20 protein-coding genes and 1 pseudogene are annotated in these 25,595 nt (G+C 41.0%); 16 read left to right on the top strand and 5 right to left on the bottom strand.

Annotated features, from left to right (window positions below):
• The first annotated feature begins 25 nt into the window (after window positions 1-25).
• Entirely contained in the window at window positions 26-406 is a 381-nt protein-coding gene (locus AOLE_RS18935) for a nuclear transport factor 2 family protein (RefSeq protein WP_013199219.1), read from the top strand.
• Between the two features lie 44 nt (window positions 407-450).
• Here the strand turns inward: AOLE_RS18935 and AOLE_RS18930 are convergent, their stop codons facing one another.
• Window positions 451-2,541 (bottom strand): TonB-dependent receptor, encoded by a 2,091-nt coding sequence (locus AOLE_RS18930; RefSeq protein ID WP_013199218.1) that lies wholly within the window; start codon window positions 2,539-2,541, stop codon window positions 451-453.
• Window positions 2,542-2,615: 74 nt separating this feature from the next.
• Here AOLE_RS18930 and AOLE_RS18925 point away from each other — a divergent pair, with 74 nt between their 5' ends.
• Window positions 2,616-3,761, top strand: coding sequence for a DUF1624 domain-containing protein (locus AOLE_RS18925; protein WP_013199217.1), 1,146 nt, complete (start codon window positions 2,616-2,618; stop codon window positions 3,759-3,761).
• Between the two features lie 40 nt (window positions 3,762-3,801).
• Here AOLE_RS18925 and AOLE_RS18920 read toward each other — a convergent pair whose 3' ends face one another.
• On the bottom strand, window positions 3,802-4,269 hold the full coding sequence (locus AOLE_RS18920) for an Lrp/AsnC ligand binding domain-containing protein (RefSeq protein WP_001247568.1): 468 nt from the start codon (window positions 4,267-4,269) through the stop codon (window positions 3,802-3,804).
• 136 nt (window positions 4,270-4,405) lie between these two features.
• Between AOLE_RS18920 and AOLE_RS18915 the strand changes: the two genes are divergently transcribed.
• The 5 genes from AOLE_RS18915 (at window position 4,406) to AOLE_RS18895 (ending at window position 10,571) form a co-directional block, all read left to right on the top strand.
• Window positions 4,406-5,671 (top strand): D-amino acid dehydrogenase, encoded by a 1,266-nt coding sequence (locus AOLE_RS18915; protein WP_002118025.1) that lies wholly within the window; start codon window positions 4,406-4,408, stop codon window positions 5,669-5,671.
• Between the two features lie 20 nt (window positions 5,672-5,691).
• Window positions 5,692-6,795, top strand: a complete 1,104-nt coding sequence (alr, locus tag AOLE_RS18910; RefSeq protein ID WP_013199216.1) for an alanine racemase — start codon at window positions 5,692-5,694, stop codon at window positions 6,793-6,795.
• 10 nt (window positions 6,796-6,805) lie between these two features.
• A complete protein-coding gene (locus AOLE_RS18905; RefSeq protein ID WP_013199215.1) occupies window positions 6,806-7,165 on the top strand; it encodes a RidA family protein in 360 nt (119 codons plus the stop codon).
• Window positions 7,166-7,326: 161 nt separating this feature from the next.
• Window positions 7,327-8,766, top strand: a complete 1,440-nt coding sequence (locus AOLE_RS18900) for an amino acid permease (protein WP_005309081.1) — start codon at window positions 7,327-7,329, stop codon at window positions 8,764-8,766.
• A gap of 377 nt (window positions 8,767-9,143) precedes the next feature.
• Complete coding sequence (locus AOLE_RS18895) at window positions 9,144-10,571, top strand: amino acid permease (RefSeq protein ID WP_081399393.1); 1,428 nt, start codon at window positions 9,144-9,146, stop codon at window positions 10,569-10,571.
• 58 nt (window positions 10,572-10,629) lie between these two features.
• On the opposite strand, the gene AOLE_RS18890 is transcribed toward AOLE_RS18895, so the two are convergent.
• Window positions 10,630-11,511 (bottom strand): LysR family transcriptional regulator, encoded by an 882-nt coding sequence (locus tag AOLE_RS18890; protein ID WP_004640467.1) that lies wholly within the window; start codon window positions 11,509-11,511, stop codon window positions 10,630-10,632.
• A 166-nt stretch (window positions 11,512-11,677) separates the two neighbouring features.
• Between AOLE_RS18890 and AOLE_RS18885 the strand changes: the two genes are divergently transcribed.
• The 7 genes from AOLE_RS18885 (at window position 11,678) to AOLE_RS18855 (ending at window position 20,278) form a co-directional block, all read left to right on the top strand.
• Window positions 11,678-13,195: a CoA-acylating methylmalonate-semialdehyde dehydrogenase gene (locus tag AOLE_RS18885; RefSeq protein ID WP_013199213.1), complete on the top strand. Its 1,518-nt coding sequence runs from the start codon at window positions 11,678-11,680 to the stop codon at window positions 13,193-13,195.
• A gap of 11 nt (window positions 13,196-13,206) precedes the next feature.
• Window positions 13,207-14,097, top strand: coding sequence for a 3-hydroxyisobutyrate dehydrogenase (gene mmsB, locus AOLE_RS18880; RefSeq protein ID WP_013199212.1), 891 nt, complete (start codon window positions 13,207-13,209; stop codon window positions 14,095-14,097).
• Window positions 14,098-14,174: 77 nt separating this feature from the next.
• Window positions 14,175-15,824 (top strand): AMP-binding protein, encoded by a 1,650-nt coding sequence (locus tag AOLE_RS18875; RefSeq protein WP_013199211.1) that lies wholly within the window; start codon window positions 14,175-14,177, stop codon window positions 15,822-15,824.
• A gap of 11 nt (window positions 15,825-15,835) precedes the next feature.
• Complete coding sequence (locus AOLE_RS18870) at window positions 15,836-16,963, top strand: acyl-CoA dehydrogenase family protein (RefSeq protein ID WP_004795362.1); 1,128 nt, start codon at window positions 15,836-15,838, stop codon at window positions 16,961-16,963.
• Between the two features lie 21 nt (window positions 16,964-16,984).
• Complete coding sequence (locus tag AOLE_RS18865) at window positions 16,985-17,758, top strand: enoyl-CoA hydratase (RefSeq protein WP_013199210.1); 774 nt, start codon at window positions 16,985-16,987, stop codon at window positions 17,756-17,758.
• Window positions 17,759-17,770: 12 nt separating this feature from the next.
• Window positions 17,771-18,796 (top strand): enoyl-CoA hydratase/isomerase family protein, encoded by a 1,026-nt coding sequence (locus AOLE_RS18860; RefSeq protein ID WP_013199209.1) that lies wholly within the window; start codon window positions 17,771-17,773, stop codon window positions 18,794-18,796.
• 120 nt (window positions 18,797-18,916) lie between these two features.
• Window positions 18,917-20,278 carry an MFS transporter gene (locus AOLE_RS18855; RefSeq protein ID WP_013199208.1) on the top strand — a complete coding sequence of 454 codons (1,362 nt, stop codon included), beginning with the start codon at window positions 18,917-18,919 and terminating at the stop codon, window positions 20,276-20,278.
• Window positions 20,279-20,417: 139 nt separating this feature from the next.
• Here AOLE_RS18855 and abaI read toward each other — a convergent pair whose 3' ends face one another.
• A complete protein-coding gene (abaI, locus tag AOLE_RS18850) occupies window positions 20,418-20,984 on the bottom strand; it encodes an acyl-homoserine-lactone synthase AbaI (protein WP_081399226.1) in 567 nt (188 codons plus the stop codon).
• 63 nt (window positions 20,985-21,047) lie between these two features.
• Window positions 21,048-21,463, bottom strand: a pseudogene (locus AOLE_RS18845) (DUF4902 domain-containing protein).
• A gap of 635 nt (window positions 21,464-22,098) precedes the next feature.
• On the opposite strand from AOLE_RS18845, the gene abaR reads away from it, so the two are divergent.
• Window positions 22,099-22,815, top strand: a complete 717-nt coding sequence (gene abaR, locus AOLE_RS18840) for a LuxR family transcriptional regulator AbaR (protein WP_013199205.1) — start codon at window positions 22,099-22,101, stop codon at window positions 22,813-22,815.
• Between the two features lie 863 nt (window positions 22,816-23,678).
• Window positions 23,679-25,568, top strand: coding sequence for a fatty acyl-AMP ligase (locus tag AOLE_RS18835; RefSeq protein WP_013199204.1), 1,890 nt, complete (start codon window positions 23,679-23,681; stop codon window positions 25,566-25,568).
• Window positions 25,569-25,595: the final 27 nt, after the last annotated feature.

Genomic DNA, 25,595 nt, shown 5'->3' with positions numbered 1-25,595 from the left:
GGTCTAAAAAGAGTAGGAGATACTCATGAACTTATCTCAAAAACAAATTGCGGTACGGTTTTTAGAACTTGCCGCAGCAGGCGAAGTTGATGAAGCCTACAGCAATTACACTGCGCCTAACTTCAGGCATCACAACCCTTATTATGCGGGTGATGCAACTTCGTTGAAGGAAGGTATGCGTGAAAGCGCGGCTGAAAATCCCAATAAAGTCTTTGATGTTCAGCATGTCATTGAAGATGGGACTTTAGTCGCCGTGCATTCGAAACTTGAAATGCAAATGAATGACAAACCTACCATTGTGGCTGTGGTTCATATTTGTCGTTTTGAAAATGGAAAAATTGCTGAGTTTTGGGATATTGGTCAAGTACAGCCCGACCCAATCGTCAATGAAAATGGTATGTTCTAATAAAAAAAGCCCGAAATAATTCGGGCTTTTTATTTATATATGAATTAAAACTTCCACTGTGCCGAAATTGAAGCGTTGAGTGGTTCTCCTGGTTGAACCCATAAATCGCTATAGCTTGAAACATAGTAAGTTTTATCAAACAGGTTGTTTACATTCAGCTGATAGCGTAAGCGGTCTGATGGGGCATAGTAGCCATTTAGATTGACCAGTGTATAACTTGGTAAATTAAAGCCATTATCAAGATTATGTCCACTGCGTTCGCCTACATAAGTAAGGTTGGCACCTACGCCTGCTTTTCGTGGACCTTCTTGTAGAAACTCATAGTTAGTACTTACAGCGCCTTGGTGTTTTGGAACATTGCTTAGACGTGCACCCTTTGCCAAGTCTTGGTCTTTTTCAATTTGAGCATCGGTATAACTATAATTTGCATTGACGAACCAACGGTCAGTGATTTGGCTATTTAAGTCAAACTCAATTCCTTTACTGCTTACTTCGCCTGCTGCAGTTTGAAAGTTACTGTCGATTGGGTCGGTTGTGAGTACATTTCGTTTTTTCATTTTAAACAAAGCGAGACTAAGCACACTTTGGTCATTCACTTTATATTTGGTGCCGACCTCGTAGCTTTCGCCTTTTTCAGGAGAAAAAGTCTGACCATTTCGGTTCATACCACTATTCATGGCAAATGAGCGACCATAGTTGGTGTAAAAAGCCCATTTGTCAGAGGCTTTAAAATTTATTCCGAAACGCGGACTATTTTGATGAAGTGTCTGGTTGCTTTCAGTCTGTGTCAGGTGATTTTTAAAGTCTTGTTCGACCTGATCAAAACGATTGCCGAATAGCACACTCCACTGATCATTGAAAAAGATCTGGTCTTGTAAATTAAGCGCAAAGTAACGCTGCTGTTCTTTGGTGTTAGTAAACGGAGCTAAGTTCGGTAAATATTTGCCGTATTCAGGTTGGTAGATATCAATTGTGTTTTTTGAGCTTGTGCTGTGATTGCGACGAAGCTGGTTTTGCTTATAGTCGAGTTGACCAAGTTCAGTTGAAAGTAAAATTTCATGACGAGCCCACGACGTATCAACCTTGCCAAGTAACTCTGTCTGAGCAAGAACATCTTCACTCGTATAATCACGATAGCGACGTTGACGCTCTAAAGTACGTCCATCGGCTTGTATACGGCGAGGTTCGGTTGCAAAGCCGACCATTTTGGCGTCTTTATAACTGACAGCACTATTTAGCTTCCAGTCAGGGTTAAATTCGTGACTCAGACGTAATTGGTAAAAGTAATCTTTTATTTTTAAATCGCCGTCGTCAGGTTCACCTGTAAAGGTTTTCGGGTCCATCACAAACTCATGATTGACTGTGCTGACACCACGGTCAAAGGTTCCTTTATGCTCTGTAAATTCACTGTCAAAGTCGAGTAGTGTCTGGTCTGAAATTTTCCATGTGAGCTGTGGTGAAAAGAACCAGCGTTCACTGCTGACATGATCACGAAAGCTTTGATTATCTTCATGAGCTACTGCTACACGATAGGCCAGTTCATCGTTAATAGGGGCAGTGTGTTCTAGACTTATTCGATATTGTTCTTGGGTATTGGCACGTAGGTTAACTTCACTTTCGCTTTCCCACTGCGGTTTTTTACTGTTGAGGTTAAGCAAACCACCAGTTTCGCCGCGACCATATAGAGCAGCCATTGGCCCTTTTAAAAACTCTAAAGATTCAATATTTACGACATCTTTTGGCGCACTAATCCCACGGTTGACACTCAAGCCGTTACGAATCATAGAAGCACCTAAATTGGGATCGGTACTAAAACCACGGAAAGAGTAGTTATCCCAAAAGCCGCCACCAAAACTGTTTTGATGAAAAACCCCACTCACTAAGCTTAATGCGTCATCAATCCGTTGAACGTCTTGTTGTTCCATCATTTGTTTTGAAACATAAGCACGGTTAAAAGGGACATCTAAAACATCGTGAGAAAATTTAGTCGCCGAGCTATTTTGGCTCACACCTTCTTGGGTACTTTCAGCCTGAACGCGTATGGTCTCAAGTACTGTTGAGGTTTCGTCTCCCCAAGAGAATGTTGATATAAAAGATAACCCTAATGAAGACAACAATCCTAATTTATGTTGCATAAATAATCAGCCATGAAAGACAAAAGAAGTTTAATGTAATAATATAACGTTACATTATTTTATTGATTACCGCTATGTCTTTAGAAAAGAATATTGAACGTTTACAGTCGATTGATGCATTGCGTGGTTTGGTGATCATCATTATGCTGCTCGACCATGTAAGAGAAACTTTCTATTTACATAAACAGGTTACCGATCCAATGGACGTAACAGTAACAGAACCAGCATTATTTGGCAGTCGATTATTGGCACATATTTGCGCTCCGGTTTTTGTACTTTTAACCGGTATTTCTGCGTTTTTATTTCAATCAAAAAAACAGGACTCACAACAAACGCGTGCCTTTCTATTAAAACGTGGCTTATTTTTAATTGTATTAGAGCTTACGCTTGTGAATTTTGCATGGACAGCAACTTTTCCACCCGAAGTCATTTATTTACAGGTGATTTGGGCGATAGGTATTAGCATGGTGGTATTAGCTTGTTGTGTAAGTTTGCCTTTGCCAGTTCTTGCTGGTGTAGCGTTGGTCATTATTTTTGGGCACAACCTGCTAGATTCTGTGCACTTCTCACAAGGTGTTTTACAAAATATATGGTTCATTTTACATGAACGTGGTTGGATTGAATTTGCGGGTATCAAGCTTCGTACAAGCTATCCTGTTTTACCTTGGATTGGAGTGATTTTATTAGGCTATGTTTTAGGTCAGTTCTTTAGTTTAAAATATACAGCAAATCAAAGAAGCCGCGCTTTACTCAGCATTGGTTTAATAATTATTGGGTTATTTGTTTTACTACGTTTTATCAATATCTATGGTGACCAGCCGTGGCAGTATTTTGAGTCATTACAACTGAGCCTTATGAGCTTTTTTAACCTCACCAAGTATCCGCCATCTTTACTGTTTATTTTGCTGAATGTTGGAATTGGTTTGCTTGTGCTCGTTGCTTTTGAATGTATGCAGCAGCACTCGTTTTTAAAACCATTAGTGGTATTTGGCTCGGTGCCTATGTTCTTTTATTTATTGCATTTATATGTGCTGAAACTGATCTATGTGTTTGTGCTAAACGTGTGGGGAGCCAACTACGGGAATTATTTGTCGGTCAGCCATGTATGGATGCTGTGGTTAATCACAATTTTGCTGTCTTTTGCACTCTACCCAGCGGTTAAGTGGTTCTCGAAGTTCAAACATCAAAATAAACATATTTCGATTTTAAAATATTTCTAATTTTTAAAACGTGAGTAAAGCGAGTTCAATAATGCTCGCTTTACTTGCTTACATCTAAATATAAAGTTTCTTTCACTTCTTCCATGACCACATAACTGTGCGACGATGCCGAAGCGGGGAGTTTCTTTAATAGATCTCCCAATAAGCGGCGGTATGCGCTCATTTCTTTTAAACGGGCTTTTACAAGGTAGTCAAATTCGCCTGAAATAAGGTGACATTCGAGCACTTCAGGAATCTCAACGAGGTCTCTGGCCACTTGGTCAAATACATCGCCTGATTTGGCAGATAACTTAATTTCTAAAAAGACGAGCAGGTTACGGTCTACGTAAGCTGGGTTTAGACGGGCGTAATAACCCATGATAATGCCATCGCGTTCGAGACGTTTTACACGCTCTGAACAGGGGGTGGTAGAGAGGTTGACTCTCGATGCCAATTCACTAATCGCAATTCGTCCTTCGCGCTGCAAAATGTCCAGAATCATGCGATCTATACGATCTAAGGGGCGCATAGATATTTCCTCTTTTTTTAAAATTCTCGCGAGAAAAACATAAATTTACCTAGATTATACCCTGAAAAACAGTGAAATAAACTATTGAAGCAGAAATATACTAGTTAAATAAACTGGTGTGCGTGAGGGAATGGAAATGCGCGTAATTGTATTAGGTAGCGGCGTTATCGGAGTGGCAAGTGCCTATTATCTAGCTCAACAAGGAGCTGAGGTCACTGTTCTTGACCGTCAGTCAGGTCCTGCTGAAGAAACAAGCTTTGGTAATGCAGGTCAAATTTCGCCAGGGTATTCGACCCCTTGGGCAGCACCAGGAATCCCTTTTAAAGCTGTGAAGTGGATGTTCCAACATCACGCACCGCTTGCGATTAATTTAGATGGCAGCATGTGGCAGTTACAGTGGATGGCGCAAATGCTAAAAAACTGTAATCCACAAAGTTATGCTGTGAACAAAGAACGTATGATGCGTGTGGCTGAATACAGCCGTGATTGCTTACGTGAACTTAGAAAAGATACAGGCATTAATTACGAAAACCGTGCTAAAGGTACGTTGCAGTTATTCCGTAAAGAAGCTCAAATGGAAGCGGTTCAACGCGACATTAGCGTGCTACAAGAGTGCGGCGTAAGCTACGAATTATTAAATGGCAACGAACTTGGTCGTGTAGAACCAGCTTTGGCAAATGCGCAAGATAAACTCGTTGGTGGTTTACACTTACCAAATGACGAAACAGGTGACTGTTATTTATTTACCAATGCTTTAGCTCAAATTGCTAAAGAGTTGGGTGTTAACTTCCAGTTCAACCAGAACGTAGAAAAATTGATTGTTGAAGGCGATGAAATTAAGGGCGTTCAGGTCAATGGTAAGGTCTTAACCGCAGATCGTTATGTCCTAGCGTTTGGTAGCTATTCACGTGATTTCTTGAAACCACTCGATCTACAGTTACCTGTATATCCTGTGAAAGGTTATTCGTTGACGATTCCAATTGTTGACCCTGCTTTTGCTCCGCAATCTACAGTGCTTGATGAAACCTACAAAATTGCGATTACGCGTTTTGACCAACGTATTCGCGTAGGTGGTATGGCTGAGTTAAGTGGTTTCAATTTAGGTCTGAACGAAGACCGCCGTGCAACCTTGCAAATGGTTACTCAGGACTTGTTCCCGGGCGGCGATATGGCACAGGCGTCTTTCTGGACGGGTCTACGTCCAATGACACCAGACAGCACTCCAATTATTGGAGCGACTCGCTTTAAAAATCTGTTCTTGAATACAGGTCACGGTACTTTAGGTTGGACCATGGCATGTGGTTCAGGGAAATTAATCAGTGACATCGTATTGAATCATAAGACTGATATCAGTACCGATGGCCTTTCAATTCAGCGTTACTCACACGCGCACGCGGCATAACGGACGTTAGGAAAGTAATCATGCCTCGTCCTATTACCGCAGTGATCCACCGTCAAGCCTTACAAAATAACTTGGCGGTGGTACGCAAGACTATGCCAAACAGTAAGGTCTTTGCCGTTGTAAAAGCCAATGCTTATGGACACGGAATTGAACGTGTTTATGAAGCATTTAAAGCAGCAGATGGCTTTGCCTTACTTGATCTTGATGAAGCAAAACGCATTCGTGCTTTAGGTTGGACAGGTCCAATTTTATTGCTCGAAGGGATTTTTTCTCCTCAAGATTTATTTGATTGTGTGCAGTATCAACTCAGTTTCACCATTCATAGTGAAGCGCAAATTGAGTGGGTAGAAAAGCATCCTTATCCAGCCCAATTTAATGTTTGTCTAAAAATGAACAGTGGTATGAACCGTCTTGGTTTTAAACCACAAAACTATGTTCAGGCTTGGGAACGTTTAAATAACTTGGCAAATGTGTCCAAGATTACGCACATGATGCATTTTTCTGATGCAGATGGTGATCGTTTCGGCCAGCAAGGCATTGATTATCAAATCACTGCATTTGAAGAAATTATTAAAGATTTACCGGGTGAAAGATCTGTAAGTAATAGCGCAGCAATTCTGCGTTATCAAGACCAGCTCAAATCAGATTATGCACGTAGCGGCATCATGCTCTATGGCAGCTCGCCAGACTACCCGACGCATAGTATTGCGGATTGGGGCTTACAACCGACCATGAGCTTACGCAGCGAAATTATTTCAGTTCAGCATTTAGAACCGAATGAAAGCGTAGGTTATGGCTCAAACTTTGTCGCAGAGCAGCCCATAACGATTGGGATTGTCGCTTGTGGCTATGCCGATGGTTATCAGCGTATTTCACCAACAGGTACGCCTGTTTTAGTGGACTCTGTCCGCACTCGTACAATTGGCCGCGTCAGCATGGATATGTTGGCAGTCGATTTAACAGGTATTGAAAGTGCCAAAGTCGGCAGTGAAGTCGTGCTTTGGGGCCAATCAAGTACAGGCGTCGTTTTACCTATTGATGATGTCGCAGTTTCATCCGGTACGGTGGGCTATGAACTGATGTGTGCTGTCACCGTCCGTGTTCAATTTATTAATCAGGTATAAGGAAATCCGAATGTCTAATTCAGATATACAAAAGATTAACACTAACGAAGTCATGAGCGCCGTGACTGTTTTTAACAAAGTGGTTTATCTGTCAGGTCAGGTACCTAAAAATACCGAACAAGACGTGGCAGGCCAAACTCGTGAAATTCTTGCAACAATTGATGAACTTTTGGCATTAGCCAATACCGACAAATCTCGCTTGCTTTCTGCACAGCTCTATTTGAAAAATCTTTCTGACTTTTCAACCGTAAATGCAATTTGGGTTGACTGGTTAAAAGGGTGTGTTGTTCCATCGCGTGCCACAATTCAGGCCGATTTGGTCAATCCAGATTGGTTAATTGAAATTGCCGTGACGGCAGCACAAAAGTAATTCGTTTTTACTCCGAAAATGATGATGTATCTAACAGAAGGAAGATAGATACGGTTTATCCAGTCATTTTTGGTGAACAGATTCAGTGACCTATGGCATACGGTTCGATTTTCGCCATAGGTTGCTGATCTTAACAAAGGAATTCAAAAAGGAATTTTAATATGACAACGGCTCGTCATTCAGATACGGAAAACTCTCCTGATCATCTGCAACGAAAACTGTCTAACCGTCATTTACAACTGATTGCAATTGGCGGTGCAATTGGAACCGGCCTATTTATGGGTTCGGGCAAAACCATCTCCCTCGCAGGTCCTTCAATTCTTTTAATCTATATGATTATTGGAGGAATGTTCTTTTTCTTAATGCGTGCAATGGGCGAGTTGCTTCTTGCAAATCTGCATTACAAATCTTTTGTTGATATGGCTCATGACTTAATTGGTCCTTGGGCCGGTTATTATTTGGGCTGGACCTATTGGTTAGGCTGGGTACTGGTGGGTATTGCGGACCTTTCAGCAGTCATTAACTATTTGAGTTTCTGGTTGCCCGATGGCACGAGCTTTTCACCAACGCAACAAGCCATGATTAGTGCAGGTTGTGTGCTGTTTGTCATGGGTCTTAACCTACTGACTGTACGCCTATTTGGTGAAATTGAATTTTGGTTTGCACTCATTAAGATTTTAGCCATTATTGGCCTGATCGGAGTGGGTGGCTATATGATTTTCAGTCATTTCCAAGCTCCGCAAGGCGCTGTTGCAAGCATTAGTAATGTTTGGTCGCATGGCGGTTTATTCCCGAAAGGTACAGAAGGCTTCTTGGCAGGATTCCAGATTGCCGTGTTTGCTTTTGTCGGGGTTGAACTGGTTGGTACAACGGCTGCTGAAACCAAAGATCCAGAGAAGAACTTACCGAAAGCAATTAACGCGATTCCTGTACGTATTATTTTGTTCTATGTACTAGCACTCTTTATTGTGATGTCAGTAACGCCTTGGGACCATATTCGTGCAGACAAAAGTCCGTTTGTTGAGTTGTTCTTAAATGCCGGTATTCCTGTTTCAGCTATTATCATGAACTTGGTGGTACTGTCTTCGGTGATGTCTTCAATGAACAGCGGTGTGTTTTCAACCAGTCGTATGCTGTTCGGTTTATCAAAAGACGGTCAGGCTCCAGGTGCATTTGGTCGTTTATCAAAACGTGCCGTACCTTCAAATGGTTTGATTTTCTCATGTATTTTCATTATGGGCGGGGCAGTACTTCAGTACTTTGTTCCAAACACCATGGAAGCATTTACTTTGGCAAGTTCACTCTGTGTGATTCTATTCATTAGTGTCTGGAGTCTTATCATGGTGTGCTATTTACGCTATCGTAAATTACGTCCTGAATTACATGAAAAATCTACTTTTAAAATGCCCGGTGGCATTTGGATGAGCTATATCGTTTTGGCATTTATGCTTTTCACTTTAGTCATCTTGGCACTTGAGCCAGATACATTGAAAGCGCTCTATGTCAGTCCAGTATGGTTAGTTATCTTAGGTGTTACCTATCATGTGCTCTATAAACCACGCATGAAAAAACTAGGACGCGAACTCGTCAACGATCATTAAGTTTTATTAAAAGCCAATCAAACATGATTGGCTTTTTTTATTTTCTTTCGATTTTTTATCGGAATAATGTTGTTTATTTTTAACTCAATAGAGCAGTTTAGAGGGGGGCGTAAAAGCGACATCTAGCATTATCACATGCTACACTCCGGCTAATCTGGAGAATCCAGATATGTTAATTAAAATTGCCGTGAAGGCAGTACATAAATAATGTGACTTAAAAAAACAGGACAAACGATTTATCAATTAAGGAAAAAATATACTTGAACATCTTGTCCTGAGGTATAGACTCAGCAACCCACGATATACGGTTCGTTTTTCTCCCTATAGGTTGCTGATTTTAAGTTAAGCAAAATATAAAAAGGACTTCTAATATGACAATGGTTCATCATCCCGATGAGGCAGGCTCCCCTGATCATTTACAACGGAAATTAAATAATCGCCATCTACAAATGATTGCAATTGGCGGTGCAATTGGAACCGGTCTATTTATGGGCTCGGGCAAAACCATCTCCCTCGCTGGTCCTTCAATTCTCGTGATTTACATGTTAATTGGTGGCATGTTTTTTTTCTTAATGCGTGCATTAGGTGAATTACTACTCGCTAATTTGCATTACAAGTCATTTGTCGATATGGCATATGATTTGATTGGCCCATGGGCTGGTTATTATATAGGTTGGACCTATTGGTTAGGCTGGGTACTGGTCGGTATTGCAGATTTATCTGCGGTCATTAACTATTTAAGTTTCTGGCTGCCCGAAGGCGCCAGTTTCTCACCAACACAACAAGCCATGATTAGTGCAGGCTGTGTACTATTCATTTTAGGGCTTAACCTTCTTACGGTGAAGTTGTTTGGTGAAGTTGAATTCTGGTTCGCACTCATTAAGATTTTGGCCATTATTGGCCTGATTGGAGTCGGTGGTTACATGATCCTCACTCATTTTCAAGCTCCGCATGGTGAGGTTGTTAGTGTAAGTAATGTGTGGTCGCATGGTGGCATATTTCCAAAAGGCGTAAGCGGATTTTTGGCAGGTTTCCAGATTGCCGTATTTGCCTTTATTGGCGTCGAATTGATTGGTACAACAGCCGCTGAAACGAAAGATCCAGAGAAAAATCTACCGAAGGCAATTAACGCGATTCCTGTACGTATTATTCTATTCTATGTCCTAGCACTCTTTGTGGTGATGTCAGTAACACCTTGGGATCACATTCGTGCAGATAAAAGCCCATTTGTTGAGTTGTTCTTAAATGCGGGTATTCCTGTTTCAGCTATCATCATGAACTTGGTGGTACTGTCTTCAGTGATGTCTTCAATGAACAGCGGTGTGTTTTCAACCAGTCGTATGCTGTTCGGTTTATCGAAAGATGGTCAGGCGCCAAGTGCATTGGGGCGTTTATCAAAACGTGCCGTGCCTTCAAATGGTTTAATCTTCTCATGTATTTTCATTATGGGTGGGGCAGTGCTTCAGTACTTTGTTCCAAACACCATGGAAGCATTTACTTTGGCAAGTTCACTTTGTGTGATTCTCTTTATTAGTGTATGGCTTCTGATCATGGCGTGCTATTTACGTTACCGTAAGTTGAGTCCAGAGTTACATGCTAAATCGACTTTTAAAATGCCGGGTGGTGTGTTAATGGCGTATGTTGTCATTGCATTTTTCTTGTTCACTTTAGTGATTTTGGCACTAGAGCCAGATACATTAAAAGCACTCTATGTTAGTCCATTGTGGCTAGTTGTTTTAGGCGTTAGCTATCATGTGTTTTATAAACCACGCATGAAAAAACTAGGCCAAGAAAGTTTTGATTAATTATTACTAATTTCAAAAAAGCCAATCATCCGTGATTGGCTTTTTTTATTTACACTCTTTAATCAACCAACAAATGCTGATATTTATCGGCTTGTTTACGCAAATAGTCCCAGACGAGTTTAATGCGCGGTTCATGCTGTAAATCAACAAAAGTCAGCATCCAGAAGGTATGAGTAAAGCGAACTTGCTGCTCTAAAACGACGTCTAGTTCTGGTTTATCATCTGCTAAAAACTTGGGCAAAATCGCAAGTCCTGCACCAGCACTCACCGCAATTTGTTGGGCTAAAATACTGCTGCTACGGAAGTTCGCGTTAAGCTTTAAGGGTAACCGTTCTAAACAGTACAGTTCAGGGCTATACACCAGATCATCAATATAGTTCACAAAGCGGTGTTGGGTTAAATCTTCTAAACCACGAATGGGTGGGTTTTGCGCCAGATAGTTTTGGCTGCCGTAAATTTTTAAACAATAGTCTGATAACCGCGTAATGATGTAGGGTCCAGACGTAGGACGATCAATTGACACCACAATGTCTGCCTCACGGTGGGAGAGTTTAATCATTTTCGGTACTGGAATTAGGTCGATGGTCAGCAATGGATATTGAATAGAGAACTCAGCCAGTAAACGGGCTAAAAACGCAGTGCCAAAACCTTCAGGTGTGCCAATTCGCACACGACCTTGCAAAGGTTGATGTGGTTTCTCAATTTGTAAGAAAGCTTGTTCCATTTGCTCAACTCGGGGAACAAGTGCCATACCTTCGAGTGTCAACTCATAACCAGTCGCTTCACGCTTAAACAGCGTTGTACCCAAAGCAAGTTCTAGTGCCTGAATCCGTCTAGCTACTGTACTGTGCTCGACACCAATAATCCGCGCAGCGTTGGTCAATGTTTTAGTCCGAGCTAAAACCAGAAAAAAATGTAGATGATCCCAATCCACTTTCATTTTTGTTGTCATCCTTGTGCATATTTGCACAACAATCGTGCATGAATTTCCGTTGGTGGTCAAAGTTTTCTTTGTTAGTCTCAATTGAAACTGGAATAAAGAAAATACGATCAAGAAGTATTTTCTAATAATTGAACACAATAAAAATATGGCCTACGGAGAGGTTATGAACACAATCCAAAAAATCGAATTGGAAACCGCTAAATTACTCATTAACGGAAATTTTATCGAATCTGAAACACAGGAATGGCAAGACATTGTTAACCCTGCAACTCAGGAAGTGATTGGTCGTGTACCATTTGCAACGGTTAAAGAAGTTGACGCTGCTATTCAAGCTGCACAAGATGCTTTTGCTTCTTGGCGTCAGACCCCAATTCAGGCACGTATGCGCATCATGCTTAACTTACAAGACTTGATCCGTGCCAACATGAAAGAAATTGCACAAGTACTAACGGCTGAACAAGGCAAAACCTTGGCAGATGCAGAAGGTGATATTCAACGTGGTTTAGAAGTGGTTGAACATGCGTGTTCAATAGGCACTTTGCAAATGGGTGAATATGTTGAAGGTGTTGCGCGTGGTGTAGACACGTATACCTTGCAGCAACCTTTGGGTGTCTGTGCGGGTATTACGCCGTTTAACTTCCCTGCCATGATTCCACTTTGGATGTTCCCAATGGCAATCGTGTGTGGCAATACATTTGTCTTAAAACCATCAGAACAAGATCCGTTATCAACCATGATGCTGGTTGAGCTTGCGATTCAAGCAGGGGTTCCAGCAGGTGTGCTCAACGTTGTGCATGGTGGTAAAGAAGTGGTTGACCGTCTGTGTACACACAAAGATATTAAAGCGATTTCATTTGTAGGTTCAACTGCTGTTGGAACGCATGTTTATAACCTTGCTGGACAACATGGTAAACGCGTCCAGTCAATGATGGGTGCAAAAAACCATGTGGCTGTTATGCCTGATGCCAATAAAGAGCAAACCTTAAATGCCTTGGTCGGTGCAGCATTTGGTGCAGCGGGGCAACGCTGTATGGCACTGTCGGTTGCAGTCATGGTGGGTGAAAGTAAACAGTGGATTCAAGAATTAGTTGAAAAAGCGAAGACTTTAAAAGTAAACGCAGGCCATGAGCCAAATACTGACATTGGCCCAGTCATTTCAAAACGTGCTAAAGCGCGTGTGCTTGATTTAATTAATAGCGGTGTTGAGCAAGGGGCAGAGTTACTACTCGATGGCCGTGATGTTCAAGTCCAAGGCTATGAATCGGGCAACTTTGTAGGTGCAACGATTTTTAGTGGCGTAAATACCGACATGCGTATTTATAAAGAAGAAGTCTTTGGCCCTGTACTTTCCATTATTTGTGTAGACACCCTTGAGGAAGCGATTGCACTCATCAATGCCAACCCATTTGGTAATGGTGTAGGTCTATTCACACAAAGTGGCGCGATTGCACGTACTTTCCAAAACTTAATTGATGTAGGTCAAGTTGGTATCAACATTCCAATTCCTGTGCCAGTACCGTTCTTTAGTTTTACCGGTTCAAGAGGTTCAAAACTTGGTGATTTGGGACCATACGGCAAACAAGCTGTGCAGTTCTATACCCAAACCAAAACCATTACCAGTCGCTGGTTTGAAGATAGCCATGAAGTTGGCGGTGTAAATACAACCATTAGTTTACGTTAAGGGGATCACGGATGAATATCGCCTTTATCGGTCTAGGGAATATGGGCGGCAGAATGGCCCATAACCTACTTAAAGCCGGACTCAATGTTTATGGATATGACCTCAGTGAAGTTGCGATTCAGCACTTCGCCGAGGCAGGTGGCATAGTATGCGACAGCCCGCAGGCAGCAGCAAAACAAGCTGATGTGGTCATTAGCATGCTACCTGCGGCCAAGCACGTTAAAGAAGTTTACTTGGGTGAAAATGGTGTATTGGAAGTGCTAAAAGCAGGTAGCTTATGCATTGATAGCAGTACCATTGACCCACAAACCATTAAAGACATTGCCACTGTTGCGCAAAACAAAAATATTAAAATCTGTGATGCACCAGTTTCAGGTGGAACCATTGGTGCCCAAGCAGGAACTCTAACCTTCATGGTAGGTGCCGATGAGCAAACCTTTAATGAAGTGAAACCTGTACTTAGCCACATGGGCAAAAATATTGTTCATTGTGGTGATGTCGGTGCAGGTCAAATTGCCAAAATCTGCAACAACCTGATTTTAGGTATTTCAATGGCCGCTGTTGCTGAAGGTATGGCACTCGGTGTAAAGCTGGGCATCGACCCACAAGCATTGGCAGGGGTGATTAATACTTCAAGTGGTCGTTGCTGGAGCTCTGATGTGTGTAACCCATGGCCACATATTAATGAAAATGCGCCAGCATCTCGAGGCTACCAAGACGGCTTTGCGACTCAGCTGATGCTAAAAGATTTAGGACTCGCTGTAGAGGCCGCGGGCCAAGTCAAACAGCCAGTTGTATTAGGTGGCATGGTACAGCAGCTCTATCAGCAAATGTGCATGCGCGGGAATGCCAATCTCGATTTTTCGAGCATTATTCAGCAATACCTACCACAAGAGGCGTAACGGTAAAGCCAAAGGATGGCTTTAAACACATTAAACCCTGTCGTGAATAACAACAAATCCGGACTGAGGGAAAAGATATGATGGATTATCAAAATGCTGCACAGACTTTCGATTTGGAAAGTGCTGCAAAACACATGTTATCAGGTTCACTTGATGCCTTAAATGCTTGTTATGAATGCTGTGATCGACATGCAGATGGCGACAAAATTGCGCTGTATTGGCAAGGAAAAGACGGACGAAAAGAGCAATATACTTTCCGTGAATTAAAGGAATGGTCGAGTCAATTTGCTAACTTTTTAAAATCACAAGGTGTGAAAGCAGGTGACCGTATTTCAGGTCTATTACCAAGAACACCTGAATTGATCGTGACGATTTTTGCAGCTTGGCGAATTGGTGCCGTCTATCAACCACTATTTACTGCATTTGGCCCAAAAGCGATTGAGCACCGTATTCAGCTTGCACAAAGCAAGCTGGTGGTGACCGATGTTGGCAACCGTAGCAAGCTTGATGAAATTGAAAATTGCCCTGCAATTGTGACTGTCGCCGACGCACAAGGTACTCCGCTTAAAGCAGGTGATTTTAACTTTTGGAATGAAGTGAAGCAGCAGTCCGATCAATGTGATTTGGTTATGCATAGCATCCAAGATCCTTTCTTACTCATGTTTACTTCAGGCACTACAGGTCCTGCTAAACCCTTGGAAGTGCCATTAAAAGCACTGATTGCCTTTGGTCGATATATGCAAGATGCCATTGGTTTAACCGAAGAAGATTCATTCTGGAATATCGCCGATCCGGGTTGGGCGTATGGTTTGTACTACGCGATTACTGGGCCGTTATTCTTGGGCCACGCTACTTTGTTCTATGAAGGTGGTTTCAGTACAGATAGCCTATGTCAAATTGTGAAAGATTATAAAATCAACAACTTGGCAGGTGCTCCGACTGCTTACCGCATGATGATGGCAGCTGATCCAGCACAAATGGCGCCGTTAAGAGGGCAGTTCCGTGTGGTGAGCAGCGCAGGCGAGCCGCTTAACCCAGAAGTGATTCGCTGGTTTAAACAAATGCTTGATGCTCCGATTTATGATCACTATGGGCAAACTGAAGTAGGCATGGTGGTGTGTAATCATCATGGTTTAAAACATGAAATTCATGCCGGTTCAGCAGGTTTCCCAAGTCCGGGCTACCGTGTTGCGATTGTCAATGAACAAGGTGAAGAACTTCCACCAGACACACCAGGAATTTTAGCAGTCGACATTAGCCAGTCTCCAATGATGTGGTTTGGTGGCTATAAAGAAAGCCGAAAATCACCATTTGTTGGTCATTACTATTTAACTGGCGACACTGCCGAGTTACATGCCGATGGCAGCATGAGCTTTGTTGGTCGTAGTGATGATGTAATCACCACATCGGGTTATCGGATTGGGCCATTCGATGTAGAAAGTGCTTTGCTTGAACATGATGCAGTGGTTGAGGCCGCAGTGATTGGTGTGCCTGACCCAGACCGTACCGAAGTGGTTAAGGCATTTGTAATTTTAGCTACGGATGCTCAACCTTCAGATGCACTTGCTGAACAACTCAGCCAATTTGTTAAAAGACGACTTTCTGCACATGCGTACCCACGTTTAGTTGAATTTGTGAGTGAATTACCTAAAACTCCAAGTGGTAAAATTCAGCGCTTTTTATTGCGTAATCAAGAAATTGCTAAACAACAAGCTAAAGCAGGGTAAAGGAAATAACAATGCAATTTACCGAAGAACAATTACTCATTCGTGATATGGCGAAAAGTTTCGCCCAAGAACAAATTAAGCCTAATGCCAGCGATTGGGATCGAGACGGGACATTCCCAAAAGATACATTGGCTCAAATGGGGCAACTCGGTTTTATGGGTATGCTTGTTTCAGAGCAATGGGGTGGTTCTGACACGGGTAACTTAGCCTATGTACTAGCCCTCGAAGAAGTTGCGGCAGCAGATGGCGCAACCTCAACCATCATGAGTGTACATAACTCGGTTGGCTGTGTGCCTATTTTAAAATTTGGTACTGATGAGCAAAAAGAGCGTTTTTTAAAACCTTTGGCGCAAGGTGAAATGATCGGCGCTTTTGCTTTAACCGAACCACATACTGGCTCAGATGCGGCAGCTCTTAAAACCCGAGCGGTGAAAGATGGCGATGATTACATTTTAAATGGTGCCAAGCAGTTTATTACCTCGGGTGATAATGCAGGTGTCATTATTGTGTTTGCAGTGACTGATCCGAGCGCGGGTAAAAAGGGCATTAGTGCATTTTTAGTCCCACGTGAAACGCCGGGTTATGAAGTGATTCGTGTTGAAGAAAAACTAGGTCTGCATGCTTCAGATACGTGTCAGATTGCTCTGACCGATGTGCGCATTCATAAAAGCCTCATGCTTGGCAAAGAAGGTGAGGGCTTGAAAATCGCTCTTGCCAATTTGGAAGGTGGCCGTATTGGTATTGCAGCACAAGCAGTTGGTCTAGCACGTGCGGCGCTCGAAGAAGCGACTCGCTATGCCAAAGAGCGTATTACTTTTGGAAAACCAATTTTTGAGCATCAAACCATCGCTTTTCGCCTTGCTAGCATGGCAACTGAAATTGAAGCAGCGAGACAACTGGTTCACTACGCTGCGCGTTTAAAAGAAGCAGGTCAACCGTGTCTCAACGAAGCGTCAATGGCCAAGTTATTTGCTTCAGAAATGACTGAGCGTGTGTGCTCGAGTGCGCTACAAGTGTTTGGTGGCTATGGCTATCTCAGAGATTTCCCAATTGAACGCATTTATCGTGATGCGCGTATTTGTCAAATTTACGAAGGCACAAGTGATATCCAGCGTTTAGTCATCGCACGTAGTCTATAAAATCAGAACAAGGAATAAATAATGCAGTGGCAAAGTATTTTATTAGAAAAGCGTAATGGGGTTGGACTGATTACATTAAATCGCCCTCAAGCGCTCAATGCTTTAAACAGCGAATTAATTAGTGAAATTAATCAGGCATTAGATCAGCTCGAAAAAGACCGCGAAATTGGCTGCATGGTATTGGCAGGTTCTGAAAAAGCTTTTGCCGCAGGTGCAGACATTAAAGAAATGGCTGATTTAGCGTTTCCTGATATTTATTTTGATGACTTTTTCCATCTTGCAGACCGAATTGCACAGCGCCGTAAACCTCTAATTGCAGCGGTGAGTGGCTATGCGTTAGGTGGTGGCTGTGAATTGGCGCTTATGTGTGACTTTATTTATTGTGCTGACAACGCCAAGTTTGGCTTACCTGAAGTCACCTTAGGGGTAATTCCGGGTATTGGTGGCACACAACGCTTAACACATGCCATTGGTAAAGCTAAAGCAATGGAAATGTGTTTTACCGCTCGTCAAATGGGCGCTGTAGAAGCAGAGCAAAGTGGTTTAGTCGCACGTGTGTTTAGCAAAGAAGAATTACTTGAACAAACCTTGCAAGCAGCTGAAAAAATTGCGGCACGATCTTTAACTGCAAACATGATGCTTAAAGAAACCATCAACCGAGCTTTTGAAGTAAACCTTACTGAAGGCTTGCGTTTTGAAAGACGTATGTTCCATTCAATATTTGCAACATTTGACCAAAAAGAAGGAATGCAGGCTTTTGTTGAAAAACGAAAGGCAAATTTTAAAAATCAATAAGAGATCAATAAAATGAATACAGAAAATCACTTAATGATTGAGCAACAAGGTAAGCTCGGCATTATTACCTTAGACCGTGTGACTCATCTCAATGCATTGTCGTTAGACATGATTAAAAGTATTGGTGCCCAATTGGAACTGTGGCGAAATGATGCTGGTATTCAGGCCGTTTTAATCAAATCAAATAGCCCAAAAGCCTTCTGTGCAGGTGGCGATATCCGCTATCTCTACGACAGTTATAAAAATGGCACGGCCGACTACAAAGGCTACTTTAGTGCCGAATATAAAATGTTGAATGTACTACGTGAATATGCAAAGCCAGTCATTGTTGTACTTGATGGCTATGTATTAGGTGGCGGTTTTGGCTTGGCTCAGGCTTGTCACATTGTGGTGAGCAGCGAAAAATCTAGATTTGCCATGCCTGAAACAGCGATTGGTTTTTTCCCAGACGTTGGCGCAACGCATTTCCTTTCTCGTCTTGATGATATTGGTGTTTATATGGCAATTACGGGTGAGCAGATCAGCAGTAGCGATGCGCTTTATCTCGATTTAATTGACTATCATGTGCCAAGCGAGCAGTTACAAGCTTTGCAAGATGCTCTCGTTGAAGCGCCAAGTTTAACTAAAGAGGGAATTGAACACATCATTACCCGATTTATTACTCGTCCTGCTGAAAGTGAGCTCAAACAATTGGCAGAAGGTATTCGTAAACACTTCGGATATCAGCATTTAGATGAAATCGAGCAAAGTCTTGAAAATGAAAAAGATGAAAGCTTAAAAGCTTGGGCAAGTAAGATGCTCAGTATTTTGCAGCAGCGCTCATTTATAGCCAAACAAACCAGTTTGAAACTGCAACATTTAGGCCGTGGGCTTTCTTTACCGCAGTGTATGCAGCTTGAACGTGATTTACAGGATATCTGGTTTGAGCATGGTGACTTTATTGAAGGTGTGCGTGCTCTCATTGTCGATAAAGATAAACAACCACAGTGGCAAGAACGTAATTCGAAATTTGAGCCAATTTTAGAAAAATTGAACTAAATCGCATTACAAAAACATAAAAAGCTTAAGGAGATAAAGCGAGACCTGAAAATGCTTATGGTCAGGGCTGGTCATAAGCATAAAAAAGATAAAACAAGAAAATCTAAAAAGGATATTACGATGCAATCAATACATGGAAACGGTTCAAATACTAAAAAGTCGTCACATCGATTAGCAGGCATCTCTAGCATGGTCGGTACCACCATTGAATGGTATGACTTTTTTATTTACGGTGCGGCGGCGGCACTCATTTTTAATAAGCTATTTTTCCCAAATCTAGACGCACTTACTGGCGTGCTCGCTGCATTTGCCACCTATGCCGTTGGGTTTATTGGGAGACCATTAGGCGGCTTAGTCTTTGGTCACTTTGGTGACAAGATTGGCCGTAAATCGATGTTGCTGTTGACTCTGATGCTCATGGGTATTCCAACAGTACTGATTGGCTTATTACCAACTTACGAATCAATTGGTTACTGGGCAGCAATTTGTTTGGTTGTCTTACGATTCATTCAAGGGATGGCAATGGGCGGTGAATGGGGCGGTGCTGTGCTTATGGCCGTTGAACACGCACCCGAAGGTGGTAAAGGGTTCTGGGGAAGTTTACCTCAAGCCAGTACAGGTGGCGGTTTAATGCTAGCCTCAATTGCATTAGGACTGGTGTCGTTATTACCTGAACAAGCACTGTTTAGCTGGGGGTGGCGTTTACCGTTTCTTGCCAGCATTATTTTACTCGCAGTAGGTTGGTACATTCGAGTGAAAGTACCTGAGTCACCAGATTTCGAAAAAGTAAAACAACAGTCTGAAGAAGTCAAAGTTCCTGCCTTACAAGTTTTTAAAAACCATCCAAAGCAACTCATCACTATCATTTTAGCGCGTGCTGCCGAGAATGCATGGTTCTATATTGCTTCAACTTTTACCTTGGCTTATACCACTGCACAACTTGGGATCGCACGCCAAGACATTTTGTTTGCTACCATTTGTGGTGCAATAGTCATCCTATTTATGACACCGTTATGTGGACATTTGTCAGATAAAGTGGGTCAACGCAATATGTTCATGTTTGGTTTATGCATATTGGCACTTTATTGCTACCCATTTTTCACCATGCTCAACACAAAAGACCCAGTATTAGTCTGGACAGCAATTGTTTTAGCAATTGGCGTGGTCTTTCCCATTATGTACGCACCACAAGCTCAGCTTTTTGCCCGTCAATTTCCGGCAGAAATTCGATATAGCGGAATCTCAATTTCGGTACAGTTGGCTGGGGTGCTTGGTGGTGGTTTAGCACCGTTAATTGCGACCAAACTTTTAAGTATCGGGCAGGGTAATCCTTATTTAATTATGATTTATATTGGATCTATGGCTATCGTTGCGATCATATCGACTTCATTTATGCCACGTGATTGGCAGACTAAAACTGATGAGGCTTACCATAAGAAATCAGAATTAAATTTGAAAACCAAAATTACTGAGCAGTCTTAATATTCAGTTTGAATCTTCAAATAAAGAAAAGCCCTAATCTTTTGACTAGGGCTTTTGAAATTTAGCGAGTCAAACGAGATTCGGGCTTAAGACCTTCATCTTTGCTATGTCACCAATTCTTAGACTTTGATTTAGCAAACTAAACTTCAATCAAGCATGCAAACATAGCATATCCATCGATAATCATTGGCGGTCCGGCACGATGGGCGCGAAAACCCGCGGCACGTAATAACCGCTCTACCCCAAGAGGTGAGGTCGTAATGAGTTGTTTGGCACCTTGTTTTCTTGCAAAGTTGATCGCTTCTTGCAGAATTGCAATAGAGACTGGGGATGACACTGCTTGATTAGCAGAGGTCGGCGGATTTGAGAAATCTACGGCTGAAAATCTTGATAATTCCCAAATTTCTGGTGAGCAAGGAATAGGCATTCCATTCATTAATTGAGGAAATATTTCACCCAGTAAATAGGGCTGAGTCGTGGGTAGTAGTCTGGCACAGCCAATAATATTGGATTCTCTATCTTGAGCGACGACGTAAGCTGTATCGATTTTATCAAATTGATCTAGTTCTTCATTATTTGGACAGTTCAACTCCCAACCCAAATGTTCAACAAATACCTTGTAGCGGTAACTTTTAAATTTGGTATATAGGACTTCTGAAAAATTGTTTTGGAATCCAGCAATAACATTCATTACAAGTGCTTCCACTTATTTTTCAGGCGACTTTACTCGACAGCTGAAAAGGTGGTAACTGTAAGAATTTACAGGTTTCTAAGAGAAATTTGGACTTAATTTAGTCTTTGTTTGCGTTGTATTGATTTGAGCATAAATGAACTGTTCCCAAAACAAAGAATCTATTTTTTTTTGATTAATGTTTCAGTAACATCAAATCCAATATCTGTACCAGATAAATCAACAATCATGATATTGCTTCGAGGTAGCCCAATTCGTTTTAAGCTAGCAATTCCATTGTTCTCAATAAATTCCCAGTCCCATCCGGTACTTAAAGCTGGGCTCCGTGATGTTGCCCATTCAGTAAACCCACAATATAGAATTCGAGAGTCTTCAATTTGTGTAGTTTCAACAATAGATATGAGGTGTTGGAGGGGATAGTTCATAAGCTGGATTTCATTCATCCGAATAAAACCATCTGTTGAGATTGGAAAATCAGGGGGGATTGTGACCATGCTACCTATTCAAGTGACTTGAATTACAGTTCTATAGATAAATAACATAAATTATTGCCAACAAAATACTGTTAAGTTTTACAGGTTAGCCGTAATCTGGTGATACACAACGTTAAGCTGTTCTTTAGAAAGTACTTCGGGCAGGGAGTTTTACTTATGCAGAAATTGACCCATCTATAGCTTCAATATGAGAGTTGCTTGCTTCAAGATTATCAATAGATTAAGTTTTTTATATGTATTGTAGATAATATCTATCCTATTATTAAAATAATATTTTCGAAATCATTATCATTATTATGCATTTCATTAAGTAATAAATAAAAATTTATACTGCTAGTATCACTTGTAGATGTTATTCTTTAGTTAAATTAATAGAAATATACAAATAAGAAGAAATAATAGGCTCCTTTTAAAAATAAAAAATACTCATTTTTGGAATAAAATGCATCCTGTAAATTTGAGGCTTTCAAGCATAATTCGCATGTGCAATATAACAACCTTAAAAAGCTTTCTGAAACCAGTTTATCCGAAAAATTTACCACCCTCTCAGGCTCAAAAATGTTGTTAATTGGATTATGAATTCACTATATGCAACTAAATAAAAATGATTTATGCATGAGGTTTAATGAGAGTAAATGGAAAATTGGCAAGAAGATCTACTATCAGCATCTCTGATGGTAAAAAATGAATATCAGCTATTTGAAGTAGTCAAATCTACAGCTTCAAAGCTTGGATTTGATTATTGTGCTTATGGTATGCAGTCGCCATTATCTATTGCTGAACCAAAAACAATTATGTTGAATAATTATCCCGAAGCATGGCAGAAGCGTTATGTTAAACAGCAATATGTCAGGGTGGATCCAACCGTACAGCATTGTATGCTATCACTTCAACCTCTTGTCTGGTCGAGCCAATCTGCAAACACACAATCTCAAAAAGATTTTTGGGAGGAGGCGCGTTCTTATGGTTTAAACGTCGGTTGGGCACAGTCAAGCCGTGACTTTATTGGTACAAGGGGAATGCTAACACTAGCAAGGTCCACTGACCAATTATTAGAAAAAGAGCAGAAAGCTCAATATACCAATATGTTTTGGCTATCTCAGACAGTACATTCCAGTATTGCTAAAATTGTGAATGAAACAGAATTTGCTCAGTTTAATCTTTATTTAACGAACCGGGAAAAAGAGGTTTTACGTTGGACTGCGGAAGGAAAAACGTCAGCAGAGATTGCTCAGATTCTAGGAGTAACTGAAAGAACAGTAAATTTTCATCTCTGTAATTCAATGCAAAAGTTAAATGTGAATAATAAAATTTCAGCAGCGATTAGAGCCGTGATGTTAGGAATTTTATAAAGTTAGATATATAGAAATATAATAATTAATTTTGATAAAATAAATTATTATTAGATATTTATTTAAAGTGGATTTAATTGAGAATTTTTAATTTAAGAAAATTTTAATTAAAGTCGAATTTATATGGATAATCTTATTTATAAGGGTTTTTAAAATTTTTTTATGGGGTGGTTTAATAGTATTTTTACTTAATGATAAAATAAAAATAAATGAAATTTATAATTAAAAATATTTTATTAATATTATTGTTTTAAAATTTGGTATTCGTGTTTTATCGATTCTCAGAAGATAAAATTTATTAATTTATAGGGTTGTATATCAGTCAAGATGTTATACATAGTTTTAAGCTATTCAAGTACAAATTAAAGCAGATTTCTTTAGGAGCTTTATCCTTATAAATAAAGGTTATGAGGGGGTCTTACCTGAATCATTTATTGCCCTTAAGAAAAGCAAATAAAACAGTACTTTAGATTGTGAATACAAGATGTCCAATCAAGAGACTCACAAAATAAGAATACGAACAGGCCATATAGTTGGCATGCTAAAAACTTGCGAAACACTATTAAACATTAACGAAATAAGGGCAAAAATTGAGTTAGAGGTTTAATTCAATTGCCCGCCTTCACAATATTGAACTGAATAAAAATAATTTATGAAAGATATCCAATTTCTTAATTCTTAATAAAAACAGGCCAACCTGTAAAACCTTACAGGTGTAATAAAAAACACTCGCACATAAAATATAATGTGAATTTATATTTTAAACAAAAAGTATATTCATTTTTTATTAAAAGCCCCAGCTAGAAGTGTCATTTCTGAATTAGCGAGTTTAAAGGGTGAATTATAATTAATCGGAGTAAGTTATGGCTGTAATGGGTACGGATAATATCATTGCAACTTTGGAATCCCACGCAAATTCAAATGGAGCTAGGGTTGCTTTCGAGTATTTAGGGCGCCAATCCGGTGGGATTCAATCTCTGACGTATGCAGAGCTGAACGAGCAAGTTCAACGTCAGGCCCAAATCTTAATGAATCTTGTAGATAGCGGTGATCGCGCCGTGTTGCTGTTTGAGCCTGGATTGGACTTTATCGTATCGTTCTTTGCCTGTTTAAAAGCTAAAATTATCGCAGTACCTGTCAGCTTGCCTTTTAACCGCAACGGTTTTTCTAATATTTTGAATATTATGAATGACTGTGAGCCAAAGATAGTACTCACAACCAAAAAGATTCTTGAGCTATCGGGTCTTATCACATTAAAAGCCCAAAACGAAAGTTTAATATTGCATGCTGTTGATGCCCAATTGCAGCGTGACTTAGTGGAAAAGGATTTTCCACATATTGCTGAAGACGATATCTGCTTCCTTCAATACACTTCAGGGTCAACTGGTTGGCCTAAAGGGGTAATCGTCACCCATAAAAACATCATGGCAAATGAAGTCATGATTGCTGAAGCTTTTGGTACACAAGCCGATGATATCGGTCTTACATGGCTACCTGTTTATCATGACATGGGATTAATCGGCTCAGTTTTGCAGACTGTGTATGTAGGTCTGACCTGCTATGTAATGTCACCGCTGGATTTTATTCGTAAACCTCTTAAGTGGCTGCAATTCATTAGTGAAAAAGGTGTCACGATTAGTGGCGGACCAAACTTTGCCTATGAATTGTGTCTGCATCGCATTTCTGATGAGGACGCAGCAGCGCTTGATCTGAGCCGTGTGCGTGTGATGTTTAACGGTGCCGAGCCAATCAAAGCTCATGTTATGCAAAGCTTCATGGAGAAGTTCAATACTCAGTCGAAATTGAGAATGGATACTTTCTTGCCGTGCTATGGCTTGGCAGAAGTTACGCTCTTAGTCAGTGGTGTGACTGGTCCGCTTAATGCTATTTCAATTGATCGTGAAAAGTTGAATGCCAATTTGGTGCAGACCAGTCAAGATCAGACAGCCGTGCAAATAGTAAGCTGTGGCAAGATTTCCGCACACATTGATTGCCGTATTGTCAATCCACATACCCGCAAAGAGGTAGGGGCTGATGAAGTCGGTGAAATCTGGCTAGCAGGTGAGAGTGTCACTGCGGGTTACTGGCAGAAGCCTGAGGTCAATCAGGAAACCTTTGCTGCAACCATCTTCGATAAGGCAGATAAGCCTAGTCAAGTGCACTACTTGAGAACTGGTGATATGGGCTTTGTTAAAAACGGAGACCTGTATGTGACTGGTCGCCTTAAGGATGTGATCATCATCCGTGGCAAAAACTATTACCCACAAGATATCGAGTGTTCTGTTGAAACAGCACATCCTGCTGTCCGTAAAGGCTGTGTGGCAGCAGTGAATTTCGGTAATTCTGACGGTGTCACGGTTGTGCTTGAGATCAAAAAGAAGTCGATAGACAAGACACTTAATTTTGAAACCATCAGAACTCAGGTTAAAGAACAAGTCGCGGCTGATATCGGTTTGCCTGTAGAAGGTGTTTATTTGCTGCATCAAGGTCGGATCAACAAGACCACTAGCGGAAAAATTAGAAGAAGAAAAATTAAAGAGCAGATCGAGCGCGGTCAACTGATCTGTTTAACCCATCCAAACCGTAGAACGGTGATGGCTCGAAACTATGTCAAAAATAGCTTAGAAATCATCCGTGATCGTGAGCAGCGGGGGCAACTAATTCGTTATAGCTCCAACCTACTCAACTCAATGATCAAGGAACGAGAAGTGCGCGCGCTCATTTTTAATCGATTGAAAAGTGCTTTGTTTTAATCCTTACCCTTTAATCATTTGAGCAAA

The organism is Acinetobacter oleivorans DR1 (genome assembly GCF_000196795.1).
Taxonomy (GTDB): Bacteria; Pseudomonadota; Gammaproteobacteria; order Pseudomonadales; family Moraxellaceae; genus Acinetobacter; species Acinetobacter oleivorans.
Note: the sequence above shows the minus strand (reverse complement) of the source record. Positions and strands in the feature narration are given on the sequence as shown.

Bases quoted from the DNA above. Each gene is read 5' to 3' on its own strand.
- AOLE_RS18935 (WP_013199219.1), top strand. From the start codon at position 26: ATGAACTTATCTCAAAAACAAATTGCGGTACGGTTTTTAGAACTTGCC.
- AOLE_RS18930 (WP_013199218.1), bottom strand. From the start codon at position 2,541: ATGCAACATAAATTAGGATTGTTGTCTTCATTAGGGTTATCTTTTATA.
- AOLE_RS18925 (WP_013199217.1), top strand. From the start codon at position 2,616: ATGTCTTTAGAAAAGAATATTGAACGTTTACAGTCGATTGATGCATTG.
- AOLE_RS18920 (WP_001247568.1), bottom strand. From the start codon at position 4,269: ATGCGCCCCTTAGATCGTATAGATCGCATGATTCTGGACATTTTGCAG.
- AOLE_RS18915 (WP_002118025.1), top strand. From the start codon at position 4,406: ATGCGCGTAATTGTATTAGGTAGCGGCGTTATCGGAGTGGCAAGTGCC.
- alr (WP_013199216.1), top strand. From the start codon at position 5,692: ATGCCTCGTCCTATTACCGCAGTGATCCACCGTCAAGCCTTACAAAAT.
- AOLE_RS18905 (WP_013199215.1), top strand. From the start codon at position 6,806: ATGTCTAATTCAGATATACAAAAGATTAACACTAACGAAGTCATGAGC.
- AOLE_RS18900 (WP_005309081.1), top strand. From the start codon at position 7,327: ATGACAACGGCTCGTCATTCAGATACGGAAAACTCTCCTGATCATCTG.
- AOLE_RS18895 (WP_081399393.1), top strand. From the start codon at position 9,144: ATGGTTCATCATCCCGATGAGGCAGGCTCCCCTGATCATTTACAACGG.
- AOLE_RS18890 (WP_004640467.1), bottom strand. From the start codon at position 11,511: ATGAAAGTGGATTGGGATCATCTACATTTTTTTCTGGTTTTAGCTCGG.
- AOLE_RS18885 (WP_013199213.1), top strand. From the start codon at position 11,678: ATGAACACAATCCAAAAAATCGAATTGGAAACCGCTAAATTACTCATT.
- mmsB (WP_013199212.1), top strand. From the start codon at position 13,207: ATGAATATCGCCTTTATCGGTCTAGGGAATATGGGCGGCAGAATGGCC.
- AOLE_RS18875 (WP_013199211.1), top strand. From the start codon at position 14,175: ATGATGGATTATCAAAATGCTGCACAGACTTTCGATTTGGAAAGTGCT.
- AOLE_RS18870 (WP_004795362.1), top strand. From the start codon at position 15,836: ATGCAATTTACCGAAGAACAATTACTCATTCGTGATATGGCGAAAAGT.
- AOLE_RS18865 (WP_013199210.1), top strand. From the start codon at position 16,985: ATGCAGTGGCAAAGTATTTTATTAGAAAAGCGTAATGGGGTTGGACTG.
- AOLE_RS18860 (WP_013199209.1), top strand. From the start codon at position 17,771: ATGAATACAGAAAATCACTTAATGATTGAGCAACAAGGTAAGCTCGGC.
- AOLE_RS18855 (WP_013199208.1), top strand. From the start codon at position 18,917: ATGCAATCAATACATGGAAACGGTTCAAATACTAAAAAGTCGTCACAT.
- abaR (WP_013199205.1), top strand. From the start codon at position 22,099: ATGGAAAATTGGCAAGAAGATCTACTATCAGCATCTCTGATGGTAAAA.
- AOLE_RS18835 (WP_013199204.1), top strand. From the start codon at position 23,679: ATGGCTGTAATGGGTACGGATAATATCATTGCAACTTTGGAATCCCAC.